This window comes from Lysobacter koreensis (assembly GCF_042677045.1).
Classification (GTDB): Bacteria; Pseudomonadota; Gammaproteobacteria; order Xanthomonadales; family Xanthomonadaceae; genus Lysobacter_K; species Lysobacter_K koreensis.
The window spans coordinates 173,124-191,771 of sequence record NZ_JBHTIH010000002.1 but is presented as its reverse complement, the minus strand read 5'-3'; the positions used below and the strand labels follow the sequence as shown (position 1 = coordinate 191,771).

The 18,648-nt window shown below is 69.4% G+C and carries 17 protein-coding genes; 10 read left to right on the top strand and 7 right to left on the bottom strand.

All coding sequences use genetic code 11. The features are described 5' to 3' along the window. Window positions 1–145: 145 nt before the first annotated feature. The gene (locus ACFQZQ_RS01120) at window positions 146–562 is read left to right on the top strand and encodes a J domain-containing protein (protein WP_386810849.1); all 417 of its coding nucleotides are present in this window, start codon (window positions 146–148) and stop codon (window positions 560–562) included. 36 nt (window positions 563–598) lie between these two features. Here the strand turns inward: ACFQZQ_RS01120 and ACFQZQ_RS01115 are convergent, their stop codons facing one another. Both ACFQZQ_RS01115 and ACFQZQ_RS01110 read right to left on the bottom strand, forming a co-directional pair. After that, complete coding sequence (locus tag ACFQZQ_RS01115; RefSeq protein ID WP_386810848.1) at window positions 599–1,993, bottom strand: TIGR03013 family XrtA/PEP-CTERM system glycosyltransferase; 1,395 nt, start codon at window positions 1,991–1,993, stop codon at window positions 599–601. A gap of 105 nt (window positions 1,994–2,098) precedes the next feature. Next, window positions 2,099–2,887 (bottom strand): 4'-phosphopantetheinyl transferase family protein, encoded by a 789-nt coding sequence (locus tag ACFQZQ_RS01110; RefSeq protein WP_386810847.1) that lies wholly within the window; start codon window positions 2,885–2,887, stop codon window positions 2,099–2,101. A 236-nt stretch (window positions 2,888–3,123) separates the two neighbouring features. On the opposite strand from ACFQZQ_RS01110, the gene ACFQZQ_RS01105 reads away from it, so the two are divergent. Both ACFQZQ_RS01105 and ACFQZQ_RS01100 read left to right on the top strand, forming a co-directional pair. Then, window positions 3,124–4,041: a methyltransferase, TIGR04325 family gene (locus tag ACFQZQ_RS01105; RefSeq protein WP_386810846.1), complete on the top strand. Its 918-nt coding sequence runs from the start codon at window positions 3,124–3,126 to the stop codon at window positions 4,039–4,041. Between the two features lie 11 nt (window positions 4,042–4,052). Next, window positions 4,053–5,198: an acyltransferase family protein gene (locus ACFQZQ_RS01100; protein ID WP_386810845.1), complete on the top strand. Its 1,146-nt coding sequence runs from the start codon at window positions 4,053–4,055 to the stop codon at window positions 5,196–5,198. A 74-nt stretch (window positions 5,199–5,272) separates the two neighbouring features. Here ACFQZQ_RS01100 and ACFQZQ_RS01095 read toward each other — a convergent pair whose 3' ends face one another. Beyond that, complete coding sequence (locus ACFQZQ_RS01095; RefSeq protein ID WP_386810844.1) at window positions 5,273–6,538, bottom strand: MgtC/SapB family protein; 1,266 nt, start codon at window positions 6,536–6,538, stop codon at window positions 5,273–5,275. A 170-nt stretch (window positions 6,539–6,708) separates the two neighbouring features. Between ACFQZQ_RS01095 and ACFQZQ_RS01090 the strand changes: the two genes are divergently transcribed. The 5 genes from ACFQZQ_RS01090 (at window position 6,709) to ACFQZQ_RS01070 (ending at window position 13,513) form a co-directional block, all read left to right on the top strand. After that, window positions 6,709–7,359, top strand: a complete 651-nt coding sequence (locus ACFQZQ_RS01090) for a BON domain-containing protein (RefSeq protein ID WP_386810843.1) — start codon at window positions 6,709–6,711, stop codon at window positions 7,357–7,359. A gap of 197 nt (window positions 7,360–7,556) precedes the next feature. Then, window positions 7,557–8,042, top strand: coding sequence for a flavodoxin family protein (locus ACFQZQ_RS01085; RefSeq protein WP_386810842.1), 486 nt, complete (start codon window positions 7,557–7,559; stop codon window positions 8,040–8,042). A 138-nt stretch (window positions 8,043–8,180) separates the two neighbouring features. Next, entirely contained in the window at window positions 8,181–10,544 is a 2,364-nt protein-coding gene (locus ACFQZQ_RS01080; RefSeq protein ID WP_386810841.1) for a heavy metal translocating P-type ATPase, read from the top strand. A 238-nt stretch (window positions 10,545–10,782) separates the two neighbouring features. Next, entirely contained in the window at window positions 10,783–11,475 is a 693-nt protein-coding gene (locus ACFQZQ_RS01075; RefSeq protein ID WP_386810840.1) for a winged helix-turn-helix domain-containing protein, read from the top strand. Between the two features lie 25 nt (window positions 11,476–11,500). After that, entirely contained in the window at window positions 11,501–13,513 is a 2,013-nt protein-coding gene (locus ACFQZQ_RS01070) for a PAS domain S-box protein (protein WP_386810839.1), read from the top strand. Between the two features lie 9 nt (window positions 13,514–13,522). Here ACFQZQ_RS01070 and ACFQZQ_RS01065 read toward each other — a convergent pair whose 3' ends face one another. Continuing rightward, entirely contained in the window at window positions 13,523–14,242 is a 720-nt protein-coding gene (locus ACFQZQ_RS01065) for a helix-turn-helix domain-containing protein (protein WP_386810838.1), read from the bottom strand. Window positions 14,243–14,435: 193 nt separating this feature from the next. On the opposite strand from ACFQZQ_RS01065, the gene ACFQZQ_RS01060 reads away from it, so the two are divergent. Both ACFQZQ_RS01060 and ACFQZQ_RS01055 read left to right on the top strand, forming a co-directional pair. Then, window positions 14,436–15,431 (top strand): ribonucleotide reductase N-terminal alpha domain-containing protein, encoded by a 996-nt coding sequence (locus tag ACFQZQ_RS01060; protein ID WP_386810837.1) that lies wholly within the window; start codon window positions 14,436–14,438, stop codon window positions 15,429–15,431. Window positions 15,432–15,462: 31 nt separating this feature from the next. Next, the gene (locus ACFQZQ_RS01055) at window positions 15,463–16,848 is read left to right on the top strand and encodes an MBL fold metallo-hydrolase RNA specificity domain-containing protein (RefSeq protein ID WP_386810836.1); all 1,386 of its coding nucleotides are present in this window, start codon (window positions 15,463–15,465) and stop codon (window positions 16,846–16,848) included. Between the two features lie 70 nt (window positions 16,849–16,918). Here the strand turns inward: ACFQZQ_RS01055 and ACFQZQ_RS01050 are convergent, their stop codons facing one another. From ACFQZQ_RS01050 to ACFQZQ_RS01040, 3 genes are read right to left on the bottom strand one after another with little or no spacing between them, the layout of a single operon-like run. Further along, window positions 16,919–17,224, bottom strand: a complete 306-nt coding sequence (locus ACFQZQ_RS01050) for a DUF883 family protein (protein WP_386810835.1) — start codon at window positions 17,222–17,224, stop codon at window positions 16,919–16,921. A gap of 46 nt (window positions 17,225–17,270) precedes the next feature. After that, window positions 17,271–17,846: a hypothetical protein gene (locus tag ACFQZQ_RS01045; RefSeq protein WP_386810834.1), complete on the bottom strand. Its 576-nt coding sequence runs from the start codon at window positions 17,844–17,846 to the stop codon at window positions 17,271–17,273. A gap of 49 nt (window positions 17,847–17,895) precedes the next feature. After that, entirely contained in the window at window positions 17,896–18,339 is a 444-nt protein-coding gene (locus ACFQZQ_RS01040; protein WP_386810833.1) for an Hsp20/alpha crystallin family protein, read from the bottom strand. Window positions 18,340–18,648: the final 309 nt, after the last annotated feature.

Below are 18,648 nucleotides of genomic sequence, written 5' to 3'. Positions count from 1 at the left end.
ATGCATCTGCCCCCACCCTTGGTCGCCGACGCATTGGCGTCACGGCATGGAAGAGAACGTTCCGCTGGGCGGTGGGCGGCCAAAAACAAGCGGGCGCCTAGGCGGCGACGTACGCGCTACGATTGGCAACGCTCGAGGGCCGGCGATGACACCCGATTTTCCGCAGCTGTACTCGGAACTGGACCTTCCCGCGGACTGCTCGCTGGACGAGTTCAAGCGCGCCTACCGGCGACGCATCGCCCAACTGCATCCGGACAGGACGGGCACCGATGGCGGGTCGGACGCGGCCCAGGCCGCGCTGTCCGAACTGATCGCAACCTATGTCGCGGTGAATCGATTCCACCGTCGTTATGGACGCATGCCGGGCATGACGCCCCGCGCCGTGGCAAGCCATCCGCTGCTCTCGGCGAGGTCCGTCTCGCGCCCCGGCTTGCCCACCGTCGTGCCGTCGGGTGACGGGAGCGAGCGCTCCGCCCGATCGTCGATCTGGCTCGTGGTGCTGTTCCTGGCCCTGCTGGTGCTGCTGGCGTCATGGGACTGGTTAACGCTCTCGGCGCAATGACGCCCGACGCATCCGGCGGTCTCGCCATCGCGCCCTTCAACGCGCGCCGCGACGGAACAGCACAACCTCCACCGTCTGCAGCAGGATCATCAGGTCGAACACCAGCCCCTGGTTCTTGACGTAGAACAGGTCGAACGTCAGCTTCTCCTCGGCATCGCGCACCGAGGCGCCATACGGATAGCGCAGCTGCGCCCAGCCGGTCAAGCCCGGCTTCACGCAATGGCGGACGTTGTAGTAGCGGACCTCGTGGTTGAGCAGGTCGACAAACTGCGGGCGTTCCGGCCGCGGACCGACGAAGCTCATGTCGCCGCGCAGCACGTTGAACAACTGCGGCAACTCGTCCAGCCGGGTCATGCGGATGAACCGCCCCACCCGGGTGCTGCGATCGTCGTCGCGGCTGGCCCAGCGCGCGACGCCGTCGCCCTCGGCATCGGTCCGCATGCTGCGGAACTTGACCAGTTCGAAGCAGCGGCCGTTCTCGCCGACGCGCGTTTGCCGGTAGAGGATCGGACCACCGGATTCGTGCCAGATGCACAGCGCGACCAGCAGCATGAACGGCCAGGCGACCAGCAACAGGGCGCAGGCCGCGACCAGGTCGAAGAAGCGCTTGTTGAGGCGACGCGGGGTCGAGCGATCGAAGCCACCGGAGAACGCCAGCCACGACGGGTCGGCGATGTTGACCTTGACCATCCCGGCCTCGCGCTCGAAGAACGTCGGCAGGTCCGAGATCGAGATCCCGCGCTGGGCGCAGACCAGCATCTCGTCCATCGGCAGGCCGCCGCGCCGCTCATCGGGCGCCACCACGACCTCGTCCACCCGCAACTTGCTGGCCAGCGCCGACAATCCCTCGTCGGCCCGCACCTGCAGTTCCTCCCGGACCGCGGTGGCCTGTCCCGCCACCGGCACGAACCCGACCACCACGAACGATTGCCGGTCGGAGCGGCGGCGCAGGCTGCTGTTGATGAGCTCGGCATTGTTGCCGGCGCCATAGACCAGGATCCGCCGCCGGAACGCATCGCCGCGGAAGAAATGCTGGGTGGCCGAACGCACGCCGACCACGCCGACGAAGCCCAGGGCCAGCGACATCGCGAACACGCTGCGGCCGATGTAGATCGGCGGCACCAGGTAGTACAGCACCAGCAGGCCGATGCCGCCGAACGCGAACGACAGGAACAGCCGCAGCAGGAAGTCGAGCCGGTTGTGGCGTACGTGGACCTGGTACAAGCCGAACGCGGCCATGGCGACGGTGATGACCACCGCCAGCAACAGCACGCGCACGGGCGAACGGCTCAGGAACAGCTCGTAGCCGGCGGGGTCGTTGAAGAAGCGCAGGTTGATCGCGGCCACGGCCGCCAGCAGGATCAGCAGCACCTCGGCCAGCCAAAGCGCGCGGATGACCCGAACCTTGCGACTGGATTTCGTGGTCTTCACAGGTGCACTCCCGGCCGAACGAAATCCGCGCGTGACGCCATGCATGTGCACTTGCGCATAGTGGAAATTCCCGATACCAGTGGATGCCAGCGGGCCATGGCGCGCCTAGGCGGCTTCAGCCGCGGACAGATGGAGCGGATCGGCGATGCGCCCCCAGTGCGCAGGACCACCGACCCCGCGCGCGGCGGGTGGCCGCAGCCAGTTGCACGACACCGCGACGCCGGCCGGGCCGGCAACCGCCGCGACGCAGGATGGACCGGCCTCGAGCATCCGCACCTGCACGACGGCAGAGCGCGCACCAGGCAACGGCAAGGCGTCGTGCTCGGGCGCCGCGAAAGTCTCCATGGCCACCTCGAGCCCCACCCCGGCCGCCTTCAGCACCGCCTCCTTGCGGACCCACAGCGCCAGGAAGGCGGTGGCGCGCGCCGGCCCCATGAGCGCAGCGAAGTGTTCTGACTCGCTGCGGTGGCAGACGCAGCGGGCGATCTCGGCCATCACCGCGGCGCGCGTGGCCAACTCGATGTCCACCCCGACCGGGCCCGAGGTCGTCATCGCGACGGCGACCACGCCATCGGCGTGGCTCAGGCTGGTGTGGGCCAGATCACCGGCCAGCCGAGGGCAGCCACGCGCGTCGCGCTGCAGCGGCACGTCCGCCGGGTCCAGGCCCAGCAATCGCGCCAGCAGCAGCCGATGCCACGCATAGGCCAGCGCCAGCGCGTCGCGCTGTGCCGGGTCGCGCCGCCGCTGGACCCGCGCCGTTTCCGCTGCGTCCAGCAGCGCGTGCGCGTCTTGCCGCCATGGATGCCAAGCCCCGACCTCCATCAGCGCCACGGTGATGCGCCGCGGCGACAGGACGTCGCGCGATGCGGCCGCGAAAGCCGCATCCAGATCCATGGGACCGGATGCGGCCGCGCCAGTTTCGCGGGAGCCACTCGAACTGGTCATCTATTTCCCCCTGCATTGCCGCCAACCACCGTCAACGACCCCAGCGACGTTGGGTCCTACGCCAACCAACGCGTCGGATACAGGAAGTCGGACAGGGCTGGGCTCGAATGTGTCCGCGCTGTCCTCGCAGGGGCCCGGGTGCCGTTTTCAGCAGGCAGGTAGCAGTGGTCGTCCGGGCCAAGGGGATGAAGATGCATCGTGGCAACTGGGCCGGCCTGCGCCGCAAGCTCAAGCACATCGCCATGGAAATCGGCCAGCTTCCGGGACTGCGGTTGCTGGCCCGGCCGCTCTATCGGCGGCTGTTTCAACGCCCCTACCAGGGAGGCAACCACTACTACGGCGTCTACCAGACCTACGGCCAGGCGCTGGCCGATGCGCCGCCGACGTTGCCGAGCACCTACGACCAGGAGGTCTCCGGCCGCATCTACCGCAGCCACCTGGACCACATCAAGGTCAGCGACTACCCGGCCGTGCATTGGCTGTCGCGCCTGCTGGCGTCAGGCCAGCGCCGGATATTCGACCTGGGCGGGCATATCGGCGTCAGCTATTACGGATTTCGCCGCTACGTCGACTACCCGGCGGACCTGCATTGGCTGATCCACGATGTCCCCGCCGTGTTGGCGGCCGGACGCGAATGGGCGACGGAACACGACCCGGAACGCCGGCTGGCATTCACGGACTCGCGCGAGGCCGCCGATGGCGCCGATGTGCTGTTCACCGCCGGCGCGCTGCAGTACCTGGACTACACGCTGCCGGACCTGCTGCGAGGCCTGCAGCGCCCGCCCGCACACGTGCTGGTCAACCTCGTCCCGATGCATCCCAGCCGCGGTTACTTCACATTGCAGAACATCGGTTTCGCGATCTGCCCCTATCGGGTATCGGCGGTGCCGGAGTTCGTCGCCGGCATGCAGGCGCTGGGCTACTCCATCGTCGACCGCTGGGAGACGTTCGAACGCCACCTGGAAGTGCCGTTCGCGCCGGACTGCGATATCGACTGCTACTACGGCTTCTACTTCGCCCGCGATCCCCAGGCGCAGGCGGCCACCAGCCCGGCGCGCGCAACGCGCCGCGTCGCGATGCAACCGGCGGCCGCCGGGGCGTGAGTGGATCCTCCATGACCGCACCGATGGAAAGCCGACGCGTCAACGAGATCGACCTGCTGCGATTCGCCGCGGCGCTCGCGGTGGTGTTCTTCCACTACGCGTTCCGCGGCTACGCCGCCGATGACCGATCGATCATGCCGTACCCGCTGCTGGCGCCGGTCGCCAAGTACGGCTACCTGGGCGTGGAACTGTTCTTCCTGATCAGCGGTTTCGTCATCCTGATGACCGCCTCGCGCGGCAGCTTGAAGGCGTTCGCGGTGTCGCGGTTCGTACGCCTGTACCCGGCGTTCTGGGCCTGCTGCACGCTGACCTTCCTCGCGATCGCGGTGCTCGGTGCAGAGCGCTATTCGGCGACCCTGCCCCAGTACCTGGTGAACATGACCATGCTGAGCGGATTCGTCGGCGTGCCGTCGATCGACGGCGTGTACTGGTCGCTGTTCGTCGAACTGCAGTTCTATGCGCTGGTGGCGGTGCTGGTGGCGATCGGACGGATCCACCAAGCCCAGTTCTTCCTAAGCTTGTGGCTGCTGGCAAGCATCGCGCTCGAGATGTTCCCGATCGGCTCGTTGCGATTCCTGCTGCTCACGGGCTACTCGGCGTATTTCATCGGCGGCGCGATGTCGTTCCTTATCTGGTCGCGCGGGGTGACGATCTATCGCGTCTGCGTGATGGCGGCGTGCCTGGCGCTGGCGCTGCAGCAATCGCTGGCCGGTATTCCCGGATTCGAACAACACTTCCATACCGACATGAACCGCTTCGCGGTCGGCGCAATCGTCAGCGCGTTCTTCGTCGTCATGCTGCTGGTGGCACTGCGGCGCACCGGCGCCGTTGGCCGGCAACGCTGGCTGGTGGCTGGCGCGCTCACCTACCCGCTGTACCTGATCCACCAGAACATCGGATTCATGATCTTCAACGTCGCATACCCGGCCATCAACGCGCACCTGCTGTTCTGGGGCACCTTGCTGCTCATGCTGGTGATTGCGTATGCGGTGCATGTGCTGATCGAACGCCGGTTCTCGCCACGCTTGAAGCAGTTCGCCGGGACCGCATGGGATGGCGTGGCCGGGCGTCTGTCGCGCCTGCGCGCGTATGTCCCGGGCAAGCAGCTTCCGGGCAAGCCTGCGGGCTCGATCGCCAGCGACCAGCGGGTCGATTGATCCGATCATCGATGCAGGTAGCGCGTCCCGCACAAGGCAATGCGTGCGCGAAGCACCGCTGGACGCCGTGGCTTTCAGACGCGCCAGGCCGACGGCATCAGCGCCATCGTGACCGCGAACGCGAGCACCATCAGCACGATGCCCGGGATCACCCGCAGCGCGTACTGCCGGCCGCCCTTGATCGCCGCCACCACGCACTTCGCCGAGGAATTGGTGGCCAGCGCGGCCAGCACCGCCACTACCCCCTGCTCCGCGCCCACCTGCCCCGTCGCGACCAGCTGCGCTGCCGACGCGGCCGCGGCATGGACGTCCGCCAGGCCCGACGCGGCCAGCACCCACGGCAGGCTGCCTGCACCGAGCCAATGCCGCGCGATCGCCGCCAACAGGACGATCGCTGCCAGGATCGCCACGAACGCCAACACCCGCAGCGGCTCGAACGGCCGCTTGCCGGCCAGGGCGCGGCCGTCGCTCGACGACGAGAACGCTCGCCAGCTGGCCACCACGGCGGCACCGATCGCGACCACGCCCGCCGCCGCCAACGGCCATGCCGCGGACCCGAGCAGTTCTGGCGACAGCATCGCGATCACGATCGCCAGCTGGATGATGGTGCCGACGTTGGAGATCAGCCCGGCGCTGGCGAACGCCGGGCTCGACTGCGGCGCGGCCTTGGCGCGATCGGCCATCGCCGCGATCGTGGCCGTGCTGGACACGAACCCGCCCGCCAGTCCCGCCAGCGCGAGTCCCAGCCGCGATCCAAACGCGTGCAGCGCCACGTAGCCGGCCGAACTCACCGCCATCACCGCGACCACCAGCAGCCACAGCTTGCGCGGGTTGAGCGCGTCCCAGGGATCGACGGTGCGATTGGGCAACAGCGGCAGCACCACGAATGCGGCCGCCGCCAGCAACAACAGGTCGTGCAACTCCTGAGCGGACAGCACCTGGCGCGTGAACCGGTGCAGCTTCGATTTGCTGGCCAGCACCAGCGCCACCACCACGCCGAGGCCTGCGGCCAGCGGCGTGGCCCGCATCGCCAGCACGCCGAGAAAAAACGTCAGCAGCATCGCCACTTCGGTGGTCAGTCCCGGGTCGGCTGCCTGCGAACGGCGATAGCTGGCGAGCATCGCGAGGGTGACGAAAATGCCCGCCACCAGAATGCCCACCGCACCGACCAGGTGCGCGAGCGACCCGGCCAGTCCGAGCAGCATGAAGGTGCGTACGCCCGCGGCGGCGCGGCCGGGTCCAACGCCCTTGGCACGTTCGCGCTCGACGCCGATCAGCAGGCCGATGCCCAAGGCAATGCCCAGTCCAAGAATGTCGTCAGGCAACGGCGGGCCTGGCATGCAGATGCTCCGGCGGAGAGTCACTCGAACTATCGCACTGGCGGCCGTCCCTGTACCCACCTGCAGGTCGGATCGGCGCCCGATCCGTCCGTCCGTTGACCTCGATCAACATTCCGCGTGCGCGTCGGGCGCGTAATACCGTTCCTGTATGTCCCCTGGAGGGACCAGCCATGAACGACAAAGAACTGCGTCAGAACGTGATCGATGAACTCGACTTCGAACCCAGCATCGACGCCGCCGATATCGGCGTGGCGGCCGAACACGGCGTCGTGACCCTGACCGGATACGTGCCCAACTATGCCCAGAAGACGGCGGCGGAACGCGCCGCCTGGCGGGTCAAGGGTGTCAAGGGCATCGCGCAGGAAATCCAGGTGCGCTTCCCCGGCGACAGCCGGCAGGATGATGGCGAGATCGCGCAACGCGCGCTCAACGTCCTGGCCTGGAACGTGGTGGTTCCGAAGGATTCGGTGCACGTGAAAGTTCAGGACGGCTGGGTGACGCTGTCCGGCCAGCTTGACTGGAACTTCCAGCGCGAGGCGGCGATGGCCGATGTCCGCAAGCTCGCCGGCGTCTCGGGTGTCGTCAACGACATGACCTTGAAGCCGTCCGTCCAGGCCGGAGATGTCAAGCAGCGCATCACCGATGCCCTGAAGCGCCACGCCGAGGTCGAGGCCAGCCATATCCAGATCAGCGTGCGCGACGGCGGCACGGTCGACATCGAGGGCGGTGTCGACAACTGGGACGAACGGCAAGCCGTGATGCGGGCGGTGTGGTCTGCGCCGGGCGTGCGGGCGGTGAGTGAGCACCTGCTGATCGGCTGACTGACCCGGTTGGAATGGACGCCGGCGTCGCGGCCGCGTCGGCCAAGGGATCGCAGCTGGCTGGCAGATCGCTTGGCGACGATCGCACGGCGAGGCCACCGCCCGCCGGACCGACGATCGCGCGCTTGTCAGTCCGGGCAGACAGGTCCGAAAGCCCAACCGGGTCCATCCGCCATCAGTCCAGCAGGAGATATGCCATGACAGCCCATACCCTGATTGCGTACTACTCCATGAGCGGCCACACCCGCAGCCTGGCCCACGAGATCCGCAACGCCACCGGCGCCGAGTTGGAAGAGATCCGCGAGCCCCAGCCGCGGCACGGCTTCGGCGGGGTCGTGCGCGCGCTGTTCGACGCCGTCGCCCGGCGCACGCCACCGATCCTGGCGACCAGCCACGATCCGGCCGACTACGAGCTGCTGGTGATCGGTGGCCCGGTGTGGGCCGGTCGCATGGCCGCGCCCGTGCGCACCTACGCCCAGCGTTACGGGACCCAGGCCCCGCACGTGGCGTTTTTCTGCACGGAGGGCGGTCGCGGCGCGGATACCGCGTTCGCCGACCTCGAAAGACTGTGCCAGAAACCGCCGGACGCGACCCTGGTCGTGGACGCGGCGCATCTGCCCATCGTGGAGCACGCCGTGCCGTTGAGCAGCTTTACCTCGAAGCTTGGCGCCAGCGTGCATTGATGGCCGCGCCGTTGTCCTGCCGGCTGGCACGAGCCTCGGTCCGTCTCGCTCGCAGCGCTGGGATGGACGGTCCGATGCCGCCCGGCTCGTGCTGAAGGTTGTCTGTTCGACCCAGCCTGCGCTGGCTGAAGAGGACGCATGACCCGCACGCCCCACCCGGTCTCGCACGGCCAGCACGGCCACGATCCAGCGTCGGTAACCGCGCCGACACGGGACGGCCTGGGATTCGCGATCGATCCGGTCTGCGGCATGGCGGTCGACCCAGCCCGCACGGCACACCACGCCCAGCATGCCGGCACGGCCCACCACTTCTGTTCGGCGCGCTGCCGCGCGCGCTTCATCGCCGAGCCGGAAAAATTCCCGACACCGCGCCCCGCCGCGGTGATCGAGACGCCGCGCGGCACGATCTACACCTGCCCGATGCATCCGCAGATCCGCCAGGACGGCCCCGGCTTCTGCCCGCTGTGCGGCATGGCGCTGGAACCGGAGATGCCCAACCTGGACGAGGACGACAGCCCCGAGCTGCGCGATTTCGCGCGCCGTTTCTGGTGGACGCTGCCCCTGAGCGTGGCGACCTTGCTGCTGGCGATGGCCGGCCATCGCCTGCCCGGCTTGACCACGGCGACCCGCACCTGGCTCGAACTCGCGCTGAGCGCGCCGGTGGTGCTGTGGGCCGGCGCACCGTTCTTCGTGCGCTGCGTGCAGTCAATCCGCAACCGCAGCCCCAACATGTGGACGCTGATCGGCATCGGCGTCGCGGCGGCGTTCGGCTACAGCGTCGTCGCCACCCTCGCGCCGGGGTGGTTCCCGGCGTCATTCCGGGAGCACGGCCGCATCGGTGTCTACTTCGAGGCCGCCGCGGTGATCGTGTCGCTGACCCTGCTCGGCCAGGTGCTGGAACTGCGCGCGCGTTCACGTACGTCGCTGGCGATCAAGGCCTTGCTGCGCCTGGCGCCGAAAACCGCGCGGCGGGTGCGCGACGATGGCGGCGAGGAGGACATCCCGCTGACCCATGTCCACGTCGGCGACCGCCTGCGCGTGCGTCCGGGCGAACAGGTGCCGGTCGATGGCGTGGTGATCGACGGTCATTCCAGCGTCGACGAATCGATGCTGACCGGCGAGCCGATCCCGGTCGAGAAGACCGCTGGCGCCGCGGTGGTCGGCGCGACCTTGAACGGCACCGGCAGCCTGGTGATGCGCGCGCAGAAGGTCGGCGCCGACACCGTGCTGGCGCAGATCGTGCAGATGGTGGCGCAGGCGCAGCGCTCGCGCGCGCCGCTGCAGCGCATGGCCGACCGGGTCGCCTACTGGTTCGTGCTGGCGGTGATCGCGGTCGCGGTGGCGACGTTCGCGGTCTGGGGACTGCTCGGCCCGGAACCGTCGTGGACCTACGCCGTGCTCAACGCGGTGTCGGTACTGATCATCGCCTGCCCCTGTGCGTTGGGCCTGGCGACGCCGATGTCGATCATGGTCGCCACCGGCCGCGCGGCGCAGGTCGGGGTGCTGTTCCGCGACGCCCAGGCGGTCGAGCGCCTGCGCGAGATCGACACATTGGTGGTGGACAAAACCGGGACATTGACGCAGGGCCGGCCGACGTTTCGCAGCGCGGTGGCGGCCGGCGGATTTTCCGAAAGCGAGCTGCTGGGTCTCGCAGCGAGCCTCGACCAGGGCAGCGAGCACCCGCTGGCGGCCGCGCTGGTGGCGGCCGCCCGCGAGCGCGGGTTGCGGCAGCAGCAAGCCACCGGGTTTGACTCCGTGACGGGACAGGGCGTGCGCGGCAGCATCGCCGGCCGATCGCTGTCGTTGGGCAATGCCGTGCTCATGCATGACGCCGGCATCGTCACGGCGCCGCTGGAACCCGCGGCGGAACGGCTGCGCGACGAGGGCGCCAGCGTGATCTGGCTGGCCGTGGACGGGCGCCTGGCGGGGTTGCTCGCGGTCGCCGACGCGATCAAGCCGAGCACGCCCGAAGCCATCAGCCAATTGCAGGCGGCCGGCGTGCGCATCGTCATGGCCACCGGCGACGGCTTGACCACCGCGTACGCCGTGGCGCGCGCGCTCGGCATCGACGAAGTGCACGGCGAAGTGCGTCCGCAGGACAAGGTTGCGCTGGTGCAGCGGCTCCGCGGCGAAGGTCGCCGGGTGGCGATGGCCGGCGACGGCATCAACGACGCGCCGGCGCTCGCGGCGGCCGATGTCGGCATCGCGATGGGCAGCGGCACCGACGTGGCGGCATCCAGCGCCCAGGTCACGCTGGTCAAGGGCGACCTGCGCGGCATCTTCCGCGCCCGCGCGATCTCCCGCCAGACGGTCGCGAACATGCAGCAGAACCTCGTCTTTGCCTTGCTCTACAACGCGTTGGGCGTACCGGTCGCGGCAGGCCTGCTGTATCCCTTCATCGGCCTGTTGCTGAGCCCGATGATCGCCGCCCTGGCGATGAGCCTGAGTTCGGTCTCGGTGGTGAGCAACGCCGCCCGCCTCGGCAGGGCGCGCATCCCCTGACCGGCAGCGACTCGGGACACGACTGCCAACCGGCACGTTCCACGGGTCCCGGTCGACCCGGGCGCGACCAGCAGCGGAGGACGAAGACGATGCCGGGCGCAGCGATGCCGGCCAGCCCCAAGGCCTGCAGGCGCCGGCGCGCGCGTTGGCGTAGGTTATGGCCCAACGATCGGGATCAGGCATCCGCATGCAGGCGACCGAGGCGACGGCAGGTCCATCTCCCCCCCACGTATTGATCGTGGACGACGATCGTGAAATCGCGGCCCTGCTCTGCCGGTATCTGGGTAGCCACGGCTGCCGGGTCAGCACGGTGGCCAGCGGCGCGCAACTGCGGGCATCCCTGGGTGGGCCGCCGATCGATCTCATCCTGCTCGACCTGGGCCTGCCCGACGAGGACGGCCTGCTGTTGCTGCGCCACCTGCAGAGCCACTGGCGCGGCCCGGTAATCGTGGTCAGCGGCCGTGGCGAGTCGGTCGAACGCGTGGTCGGGCTCGAGCTCGGTGCGGACGACTACGTGACCAAGCCCTTCGACCTGCGCGAACTGCTGGCGCGCATCCGCTCGGTGCTGCGCCGCGCACGCCCGGAGCCAGGCCCATCAGCCGCGGCGCCCAACGGCGGCTTCAAGTTCGACGGCTTTGAACTGGAGCCATTGTCGCGCCGGCTGACCGACCGCGAGGGCCGCGAGGTCGCCCTCACCAGCGGCGAGTTCGACCTGCTGCAGGCGCTGCTGCAACGGCCAAACCAGGTGCTCACGCGCGACCAGCTGATGAACTGCATGCACGGCCGCGACGCCGGGCCGTTTGATCGCGCGATCGACGTGCAGATCGGTCGCCTGCGCCGCAAGCTGGAAACCGATCCGGCGCATCCGCGCCTGATCAAGTCGGTGCGCGGCGCAGGCTATCTGCTGGCCACCGCGGTCGAGCACCACTGAGCCGGCCAGCCCGCGAGCCGACCCCGTGTTCCCGCAGCTCTTCGACAGCGTTCCCGATGCCCTGATCGTGGTCGACCACGACGGCCGCATCGTGATCGCCAACCCCCAGGCGGAGCGCCTGTTCGGGTATCCGCCCGGGGGACTCGCCGGGCTTGCCGTCGAGGCGCTGATGCCGCAAGCCGTGCGCGCCCACCACCGCGCGCATCGCGCCGGGTACAGCGCCAGCCCGCGCATCCGCGCGATGGGCGACACCGGCCAGGCGCTGACCGGGCAACGACGCGACGGCCAGCAGTTCCCGGTCGAGATCGCCCTGAGCCCGATCCAGAGCGACGACGGGATCCGCTTCCTCGCCTCCATCCGCGACGTCACCGCCACCCAGCGTGCGCGCCAGGCGCTGGTGCGGGCGCGCTACGACACGCTGGTCGCGCGCATCGGCCAGCTCGCGCTGGAAGCCGCCGACGACGGCAGCGTGATCGAACTGGTGCCGGCGCTGCTGGCCGAGGCGCTGGGCGTGGAAAGCGTGGCGGTGGCGCTGATGCGCGCCGATCGCGACGGCATCGAGGTCCGCGCGTCGTTCGGGCTCGACGAGGAATGGATGGAGTCGGCGCAGGCCCTGGGCCCGTCGAATCTGCCGTTCTGGCAAGCCCTGGCGAGCGCCGGGCCGCGGGTACTGGATGACCTGGCCGCCCTGCCCGAACAGGCCCTGCCGATCCGCGTGCCCGACGAGGCCCGTACCGGCGTGGTGGTTCCGCTGCTCGACCGCGACCGGCCGATGGGCGCGCTGATCGCGCTTTCGCGCCAACCGCGCCGCTTCGACCACGACGCGTTGCACCTGCTGCAGTCGGTGGCGAACCTGATCGCGGCGCTGGTGCAGCGTCGGCGCACGGAAGAGCAGCTCGCGCATTCGCAGCGGCTGGATGCGATCGGCCAGCTCACCGGCGGCATCGCACATGACTTCAACAACCTGCTGACCGTGATGTCCGGCAGCCTGCAGCTGCTCGAGGACGAATACCCGCAGGGGCCTGAAGCAGCGGAACTGATCGCCAGTGTCCAGCGCTCGGTGGCGCGTGGCGCCGAGCTCACCGCCAAGCTGCTCACCTTCGCCCGCCGCCAGCGGCTGAATCCAAGCGCGATCGACGCGTCGCGCCTGCTGCGCGACCTGGAGCTGATGCTCGGGCGCACCCTGGGCGACCTGGTGCGGATCGAAGTCACATGCGCACCGAACCTACCCTGCGCCTATGCCGACGCGATGCTGCTGGACACCGCGCTGGTAAATCTGGCGCTGAATGCGCGCGACGCCATGCCCCGAGGCGGCGATATCACGCTGGCGGCAAGCGAACGCTGGATCTCCGCGCAGGAAACCCGGCCGGAACTGGCGGCCGGCCACTACGTGGTGTTTTCGGTCAGCGACACCGGCTTGGGCATGGGCGCGCAGACGCTGGCGCGTGCGGTCGAGCCGTTCTACACCACCAAGGAGCCCGGCCGCGGCAGCGGCCTGGGTTTGAGCATGGTCTACGGGTTCGTCCGCCAAAGCGGCGGCTATCTCCACGTCGACAGTCAGCTGGGGTACGGCACCCGGGTCGAGCTCTACCTGCCCGTCGCCGAGACCGCGGCCGCGGCTCCAACCGCGGCCGGAACGCCCGTCACCCCGGGCGAAGGCGAGACGGTGCTGGTGGTGGAAGACGAACCGGCGGTGCGCCAGATTGCCGTGGCGTTCCTGCACTCCCTGGGCTATCGGGTCCATGCCTTCGCCAGTGCCGCGGAGGCGCTGCAGCATCTGCAGCGCGACGACACGACCGCGCTGCTGTTCAGCGACGTCATGCTCGGCAATGGCATGGACGGCAAGGAACTGGCGCGGGCCGCACGCCGGCTGCAGCCGAAACTGGCGGTGCTGCTGACCTCGGGTTACGACGACCCGCTGGGTGGCGGCGAACGCGGCGACCGCGAGCGGTTCGCGTTGCTGCGCAAGCCGTACCGGCGCGAACAACTGGCCGCGGCGGTGCGCCGCAGCCTCGCCCGCTGCGACGGTGCTGATTGAGGGTGCCGACTAGTGCAAGGACGCAGTGCCCAGCATTGCGCGCAGGCCGGAGGGATCCTCGATCCGGATCTGCCGACGCTCCACTCCGATCATGCCCAGCGCCTGCAGGTGCGACAGCGCGCGGGTCACGGTTTCCAGCTGCAGCGCCAGGAAATTGCCAAGGTCGGCGCGGGTCATGCGCAAGGTCAGGCAACGGGCGCTGAAACCCAGCGCTTCCAGCCGGGCGGACAGGTCGAGCAGGAACGTGATCACGCGCTGTTCGGCCGACAGCGTGCCGATGGCCAGCATCCAGCCCCAGTCGCGGCGGATCTCGCTGGCGAGCACCGCGGTCAGCCGCTGCTGGAAATCGGGCAGGCTGTCGCGCAGTTGCGCCACCGGCAATTCCCAGACCTCGCCGACGTCCAGCGAAATCGCGTTGCAGGCGTAGTGCGGCATGTCCAGCGCATCGATGCCGAGCAGGTCGCCGCGCAGGCGAAAACCGGTGACTTTCTCGCGACCGTCGGGGCTGATCACGCAGGTCTTGAAGCAGCCGGCGTGGATCAGGAACAGTGACTGCCGGCGCTCTCCGGCGCGAAACAGATACTGCCTGGCCCGCATGCAGCGGCGCTGCAACGGCAGGCCCGCCACCAGGGTGGCCAGCCCCGGCGCGGCCCACTGCCGCAGGACCGGTGTCGGGCCATCGTACTCGGCATGAGGCAGGGACTCGGCTGACACTTGCGACTGCAGCATGGCGGCGGCTCCGGTCGGTGGAAGGGCTCAGGCCTGCACGGTAGTGGCGCCGGTGCACGCGGGGATGTGCGGCGTGTAACCGAAAGTAACAACCGGTAACCGGCGCGCTGGTTGTTGACGCCGGTCAAAGGCCGCGCCGCGCCGCGGTGGATAGTGGCGTCGTCAAGCCCCCTCGGCCGAGCGAGGTCGCCACATGGTTTCCACTACGCGCTTCACCGATCCCGCCGCCGTTGACGCCTGGGACCGCTGGTTCCGCTGGCGCAACGGCGACGGCCTGCGTGATCGCACCATCGATGCCACGTGGTGGCGGGTGGCCGACGCCCTCGCCGGGGTGGAGGGGGGGCAGGCGCGGACGTGGGCGCAGCGCTACGTGGACGCGTTCAGCCGCTGGCAGCTGCTGCCCGACGAACGCCTGCTGCGCATGGCCGGCACCGACAGCCGGTTGCACCCCTTCGACTCGCCCGGCGCCACGTTGAACGTGGCCGCGTTCGTGCTCGCCCCGCTGACGCAACGGGCGCGCTTCGATGGCGAGCGTTTCGCCGGGATCGCCGCGTTGGCCGTGCGCCTGCTCGACGACGCATTGGTGGCAATGCACGGTGCAGCGGCGACGTTCGCCGACCTGCGCATCGGCCTGATCGGGCTGGGCGATGCGCTGCACCTGCTCGGGCTGGCTTACGAGGACACCGGCGCCGCCGAGCAGGCGCGGGCGGTGGCCAAGGCACTGGCCACCGGCACCCTGCAAGGCACCGCGGAACTGGCCGCTGAGCGCGGCCCGATCGACGACAGCCCGCGGTACCGGGTCGCGCTCTGGCGCGACCGCGGCCTCGCGCCGGCGGTGATAGAGGATGCGCTGTGCCGGGGGATCCGCCACAGAAAGCTCACCGCGATCGCGCTGCAACCCCGCCTCGCCTTGCTGAGCAACAACGCCAGCGACGCGCTGGATCCGGCGCCACCGCGCCGCGGCGAGGCCGTCAGCAAACCGGGCGCACGGTCGGCGGTCGACGCCGAGGCTAGGCTGCGTGCGCAGCTGGGAATACGCGCCGCGATCCAGCCTTGGATCGATGCCCCCATCGACTACCCGCTGGCGCTGAGCGGCGAACCGGACCCGCAGACGATCGCCTCGACCTCACGCTTGGCCGGCGCCTATGGCCTGAGCGAGCCCACGTTCCGTTGCACCCAAGGACCTTGAGTCCAGTCGAGGACCGATCAGGATGAGCGCGATGCCCGCAATGCCCGCTGGCGACTTCCGCCTGCAGTTCCTCGGCGCCAACGCCACCGTCACCGGTTCGCGTTACCTGGTCCAGGCCGGCAACCGCCGCATCCTCGTCGACTGCGGCCTGTTCCAGGGCTACAAGTCCCTGCGCCTGCGGAACTGGGCGCCGTTCCCGGTCGACCCGGGGTCGATCGACGCGGTGGTGCTCACCCACGCCCACCTCGACCACAGCGGCTACCTGCCGCGACTGGTCCGTTCGGGTTTCAGCGGCCAGGTCTGGGGCACGCACGCGACGGTCAGCCTGTGCGGGATCCTGCTGCCCGATTCGGGACGCCTGCTAGAGGAGGAAGCCAGCTACGCCAACCGCAAGGGCACGTCCAAGCATCATCCGGCGGAACCGCTCTACAGCCAGAGCGACGCCCAGCACTGCCTGCGGCGGTTGCGGGGCGTGGGGTTCGGGCAGGCGTTCGAACCGGTGCCGGGGGTGCAGGCAAGCTTGCGCATGCAGGGCCACATCCTCGGCGCGGCGGCCGTGACGCTGGAGTACCAGGGAACCCGCATCACCTTCAGCGGCGATCTCGGACGCCCGCACGATCCGGTGATGCTGGCACCCGTCGCCCCGGCGGATTCGGACTGGATCGTCAGCGAGTCCACCTACGGCGACCGCCGCCATCCTGCGACCGCGCTGGTGCAGGAACTGCGCGAGGTGCTGCGGCGGGTGGCGGCGCGCGCTGGCGTTGTCGTGATTCCGGCGTTTGCGGTCGGCCGCGCGCAGCTGCTGCTGCACGTGATCGCGCAACTGCAAGCCAGCGGCGAGGTGCCGGTGGTGCCGGTTTTCCTGAACAGTCCGATGGCGACCGATGTCACCGCGCTGTATCGGCAGTACCCCGACCTGCATCGCCTCGACGCCGCCGCGCTGGATGCGGTGCAACGCACCACCCAGATCGTCAGCAGCGTCGAGCAGTCCAAGGCGCTGAACCGGCGCAAGGGGCCGATGGTCATCGTTTCGGCCAGTGGCATGGCCACCGGCGGCCGCGTGCTGCACCACCTGATCGCGTTCGCGCCCGATCCGCGCAACGCGATCGTGCTGTGCGGCTTCCAGGCCGGCGGCACCCGCGGCGCCAGCCTCGCCGCGGGCGCGCGTTCGCTGCGGATCTACGGGCAGGATGTCGCCGTCAACGCCGAGGTGGTGCCGCTTTCGGCCGCGTCCGCGCATGCCGATGCCGACGAGGTCCTCGACTGGCTGCGCACCGCGCCCCGCGCGCCGCGCACGGTGTTCGTGACCCACGGCGAACCCGATGCCGCCGACGCCCTGCGCCTGCGGATCGAACGCGAGCTGGGCTGGCACGCGCACGTGCCCGAGTACCTCGAACAGGTTGACCTGGCGCCGTGACCGGACACGGGCTGGCCCCGGTCTTTCGCCCGGGGCCTTGCTGCAACGAACTGCTACTTGTTGCTGCGCGTCACAGGCGCGTGCGCGCGAGCAGCGACAACGCGGCGGCGGCGATCGCCAGCCCGCCGAGCAGCTGCCACGGGTGGTCGTGCACATAGGTCTGGGTGCGCCGACCAGCACGCCGCAGTTGCGCGGCGGCGCGGTGCTCGATCTCGCCGAGGCGATCGTGGGCATCATGCAGTCGCCTGCCTGCGCGCGACCTGAGTTCGTCGACCTCTTCGCCGGTCGCGTCGGACATGTGGTGCAGGGCCTGCTCCACGTTGTCGACGACCGCGCGCAGGTTGTGGCGCAATCGATCGGTATTGAGCTGGTTCATCTGGGTTCTCCGCTGAGGGGCAGGTACGGCTTCGACCCGCGCGTGCTCACGGCTTGTCGTCGCTTTCCGTCTCGCCGGCCTGCTCCGGGTCCTGGTCCTTGACGTCGTTGCTGGTCTTGCTGTCCTTGTCGAGCTCCTCCCGGGTTCTGCGAATCGCATCGGCGAGCTCGTGGTAGCTGTTGACGAAGCCGCTCCTGACTTCGTCCCAGGCCGTGGCGGAACTGTGGCGCATGCCGCCCATCCACTCGGCCAGCGCGTTGCGGCGTTGGCGCAGGTCCGCCATCGTCGCCTGCGAGCGCTGTCGCGCGGCCTGGCTCATCCGCGCCCAACCCCGGTCCGACTGCTCTTGCAGCCGTTGCATCTGCCGGTCGAGGTCGTCGGCGGCGCGCCTGGCGTTGGCCACGGCCTCGGCGCGACGCTCGGCCGAGTACGCGCGGATCGCGTCCACGGTGTGTCCGATTTCCTTGCTGACGTCGCCGCTGCCCTGGGGATCTGGGGGCTGTTCGGCGGGCTGTTGGGCCTGGGGCGGATCCGGCGGCGTTTTGGCTGTCGACTGGGCGGCCGCCACTGGCGCGGCGACCAGCAACAGGGCCGCCGTCAAAGCACGGGAGACGGTGTTCATGGGCTTCTCCTTGGTTCGTTCGTCCGGCGACGACGCCGCGGACCGCCGATCAGTTGATCGACAGGTGCCGGGATTCGCTGTTGCCCTTCTTGGGCAGGGTCAGGCTCAGCACGCCGCCGTCGTAGCGTGCCTCCGACTTGCCGCTGTCGACGTCGCTGGGCAGCGAGAACGAACGCGAGGCCTTGCCGTAGAAGCGCTCGCTGTGCACCTCTTTTTCCTTGTCACGCGACTGTTCGCGCTTCACTTCGGCCGTGATCGTGACCTGATTGCCTTCGACCGAGACGTCGATGTCCTCCTTCTTGACGCCGGGAACGTCGACGTTGATGCGGTACGCCTTGTCGTCCTCATGCACGTCCATGTGCATTTCGAGGGTCTTTTCGTACCCGCGCGACAACGAGCGGGCGCCGAGTCCCCGAAACAGGTCGTCCAGATCGACCAGGGGGTCGAGCAGGCTGACCTGGCGAAACGGGTTGTAGCGGGTGGGCAGTGCCATGGCGGGCTCCTCGTGGCGGTCGGGAGTGCATCGTCGGGCAGCGGTGATGCGCCGACGCCTTCGATGTCGTGGCAAATCTGCTACCACGCGAGCACAGCCACATTGATCTGGGTCAACGATTGGTGCCGGCCACGGCACGCGAACCCACACCCGCAACCCGGTCGGCCTGCGCACCTTGCGCGCCGGCCGAAAGCCCTGCTCGCCGACCGCCTTGACCTGCATCAACATCGGTTCGGCGCGCATGCCGTCTACTCCCGGCCATGCGGCGACTGGCGGTCCACGGCCGGCGCCAGCGAGTCCATCACAACC

Coding starts and splice junctions, on each gene's coding strand:
- ACFQZQ_RS01120 (WP_386810849.1), top strand. CDS start 146: ATGACACCCGATTTTCCGCAGCTGTACTCGGAACTGGACCTTCCCGCG.
- ACFQZQ_RS01110 (WP_386810847.1), bottom strand. CDS start 2,887: ATGGATCTGGATGCGGCTTTCGCGGCCGCATCGCGCGACGTCCTGTCG.
- ACFQZQ_RS01105 (WP_386810846.1), top strand. CDS start 3,124: ATGAAGATGCATCGTGGCAACTGGGCCGGCCTGCGCCGCAAGCTCAAG.
- ACFQZQ_RS01100 (WP_386810845.1), top strand. CDS start 4,053: ATGACCGCACCGATGGAAAGCCGACGCGTCAACGAGATCGACCTGCTG.
- ACFQZQ_RS01095 (WP_386810844.1), bottom strand. CDS start 6,538: ATGCCAGGCCCGCCGTTGCCTGACGACATTCTTGGACTGGGCATTGCC.
- ACFQZQ_RS01090 (WP_386810843.1), top strand. CDS start 6,709: ATGAACGACAAAGAACTGCGTCAGAACGTGATCGATGAACTCGACTTC.
- ACFQZQ_RS01085 (WP_386810842.1), top strand. CDS start 7,557: ATGACAGCCCATACCCTGATTGCGTACTACTCCATGAGCGGCCACACC.
- ACFQZQ_RS01080 (WP_386810841.1), top strand. CDS start 8,181: ATGACCCGCACGCCCCACCCGGTCTCGCACGGCCAGCACGGCCACGAT.
- ACFQZQ_RS01065 (WP_386810838.1), bottom strand. CDS start 14,242: ATGCTGCAGTCGCAAGTGTCAGCCGAGTCCCTGCCTCATGCCGAGTAC.
- ACFQZQ_RS01060 (WP_386810837.1), top strand. CDS start 14,436: ATGGTTTCCACTACGCGCTTCACCGATCCCGCCGCCGTTGACGCCTGG.
- ACFQZQ_RS01055 (WP_386810836.1), top strand. CDS start 15,463: ATGCCCGCAATGCCCGCTGGCGACTTCCGCCTGCAGTTCCTCGGCGCC.
- ACFQZQ_RS01050 (WP_386810835.1), bottom strand. CDS start 17,224: ATGAACCAGCTCAATACCGATCGATTGCGCCACAACCTGCGCGCGGTC.
- ACFQZQ_RS01045 (WP_386810834.1), bottom strand. CDS start 17,846: ATGAACACCGTCTCCCGTGCTTTGACGGCGGCCCTGTTGCTGGTCGCC.
- ACFQZQ_RS01040 (WP_386810833.1), bottom strand. CDS start 18,339: ATGGCACTGCCCACCCGCTACAACCCGTTTCGCCAGGTCAGCCTGCTC.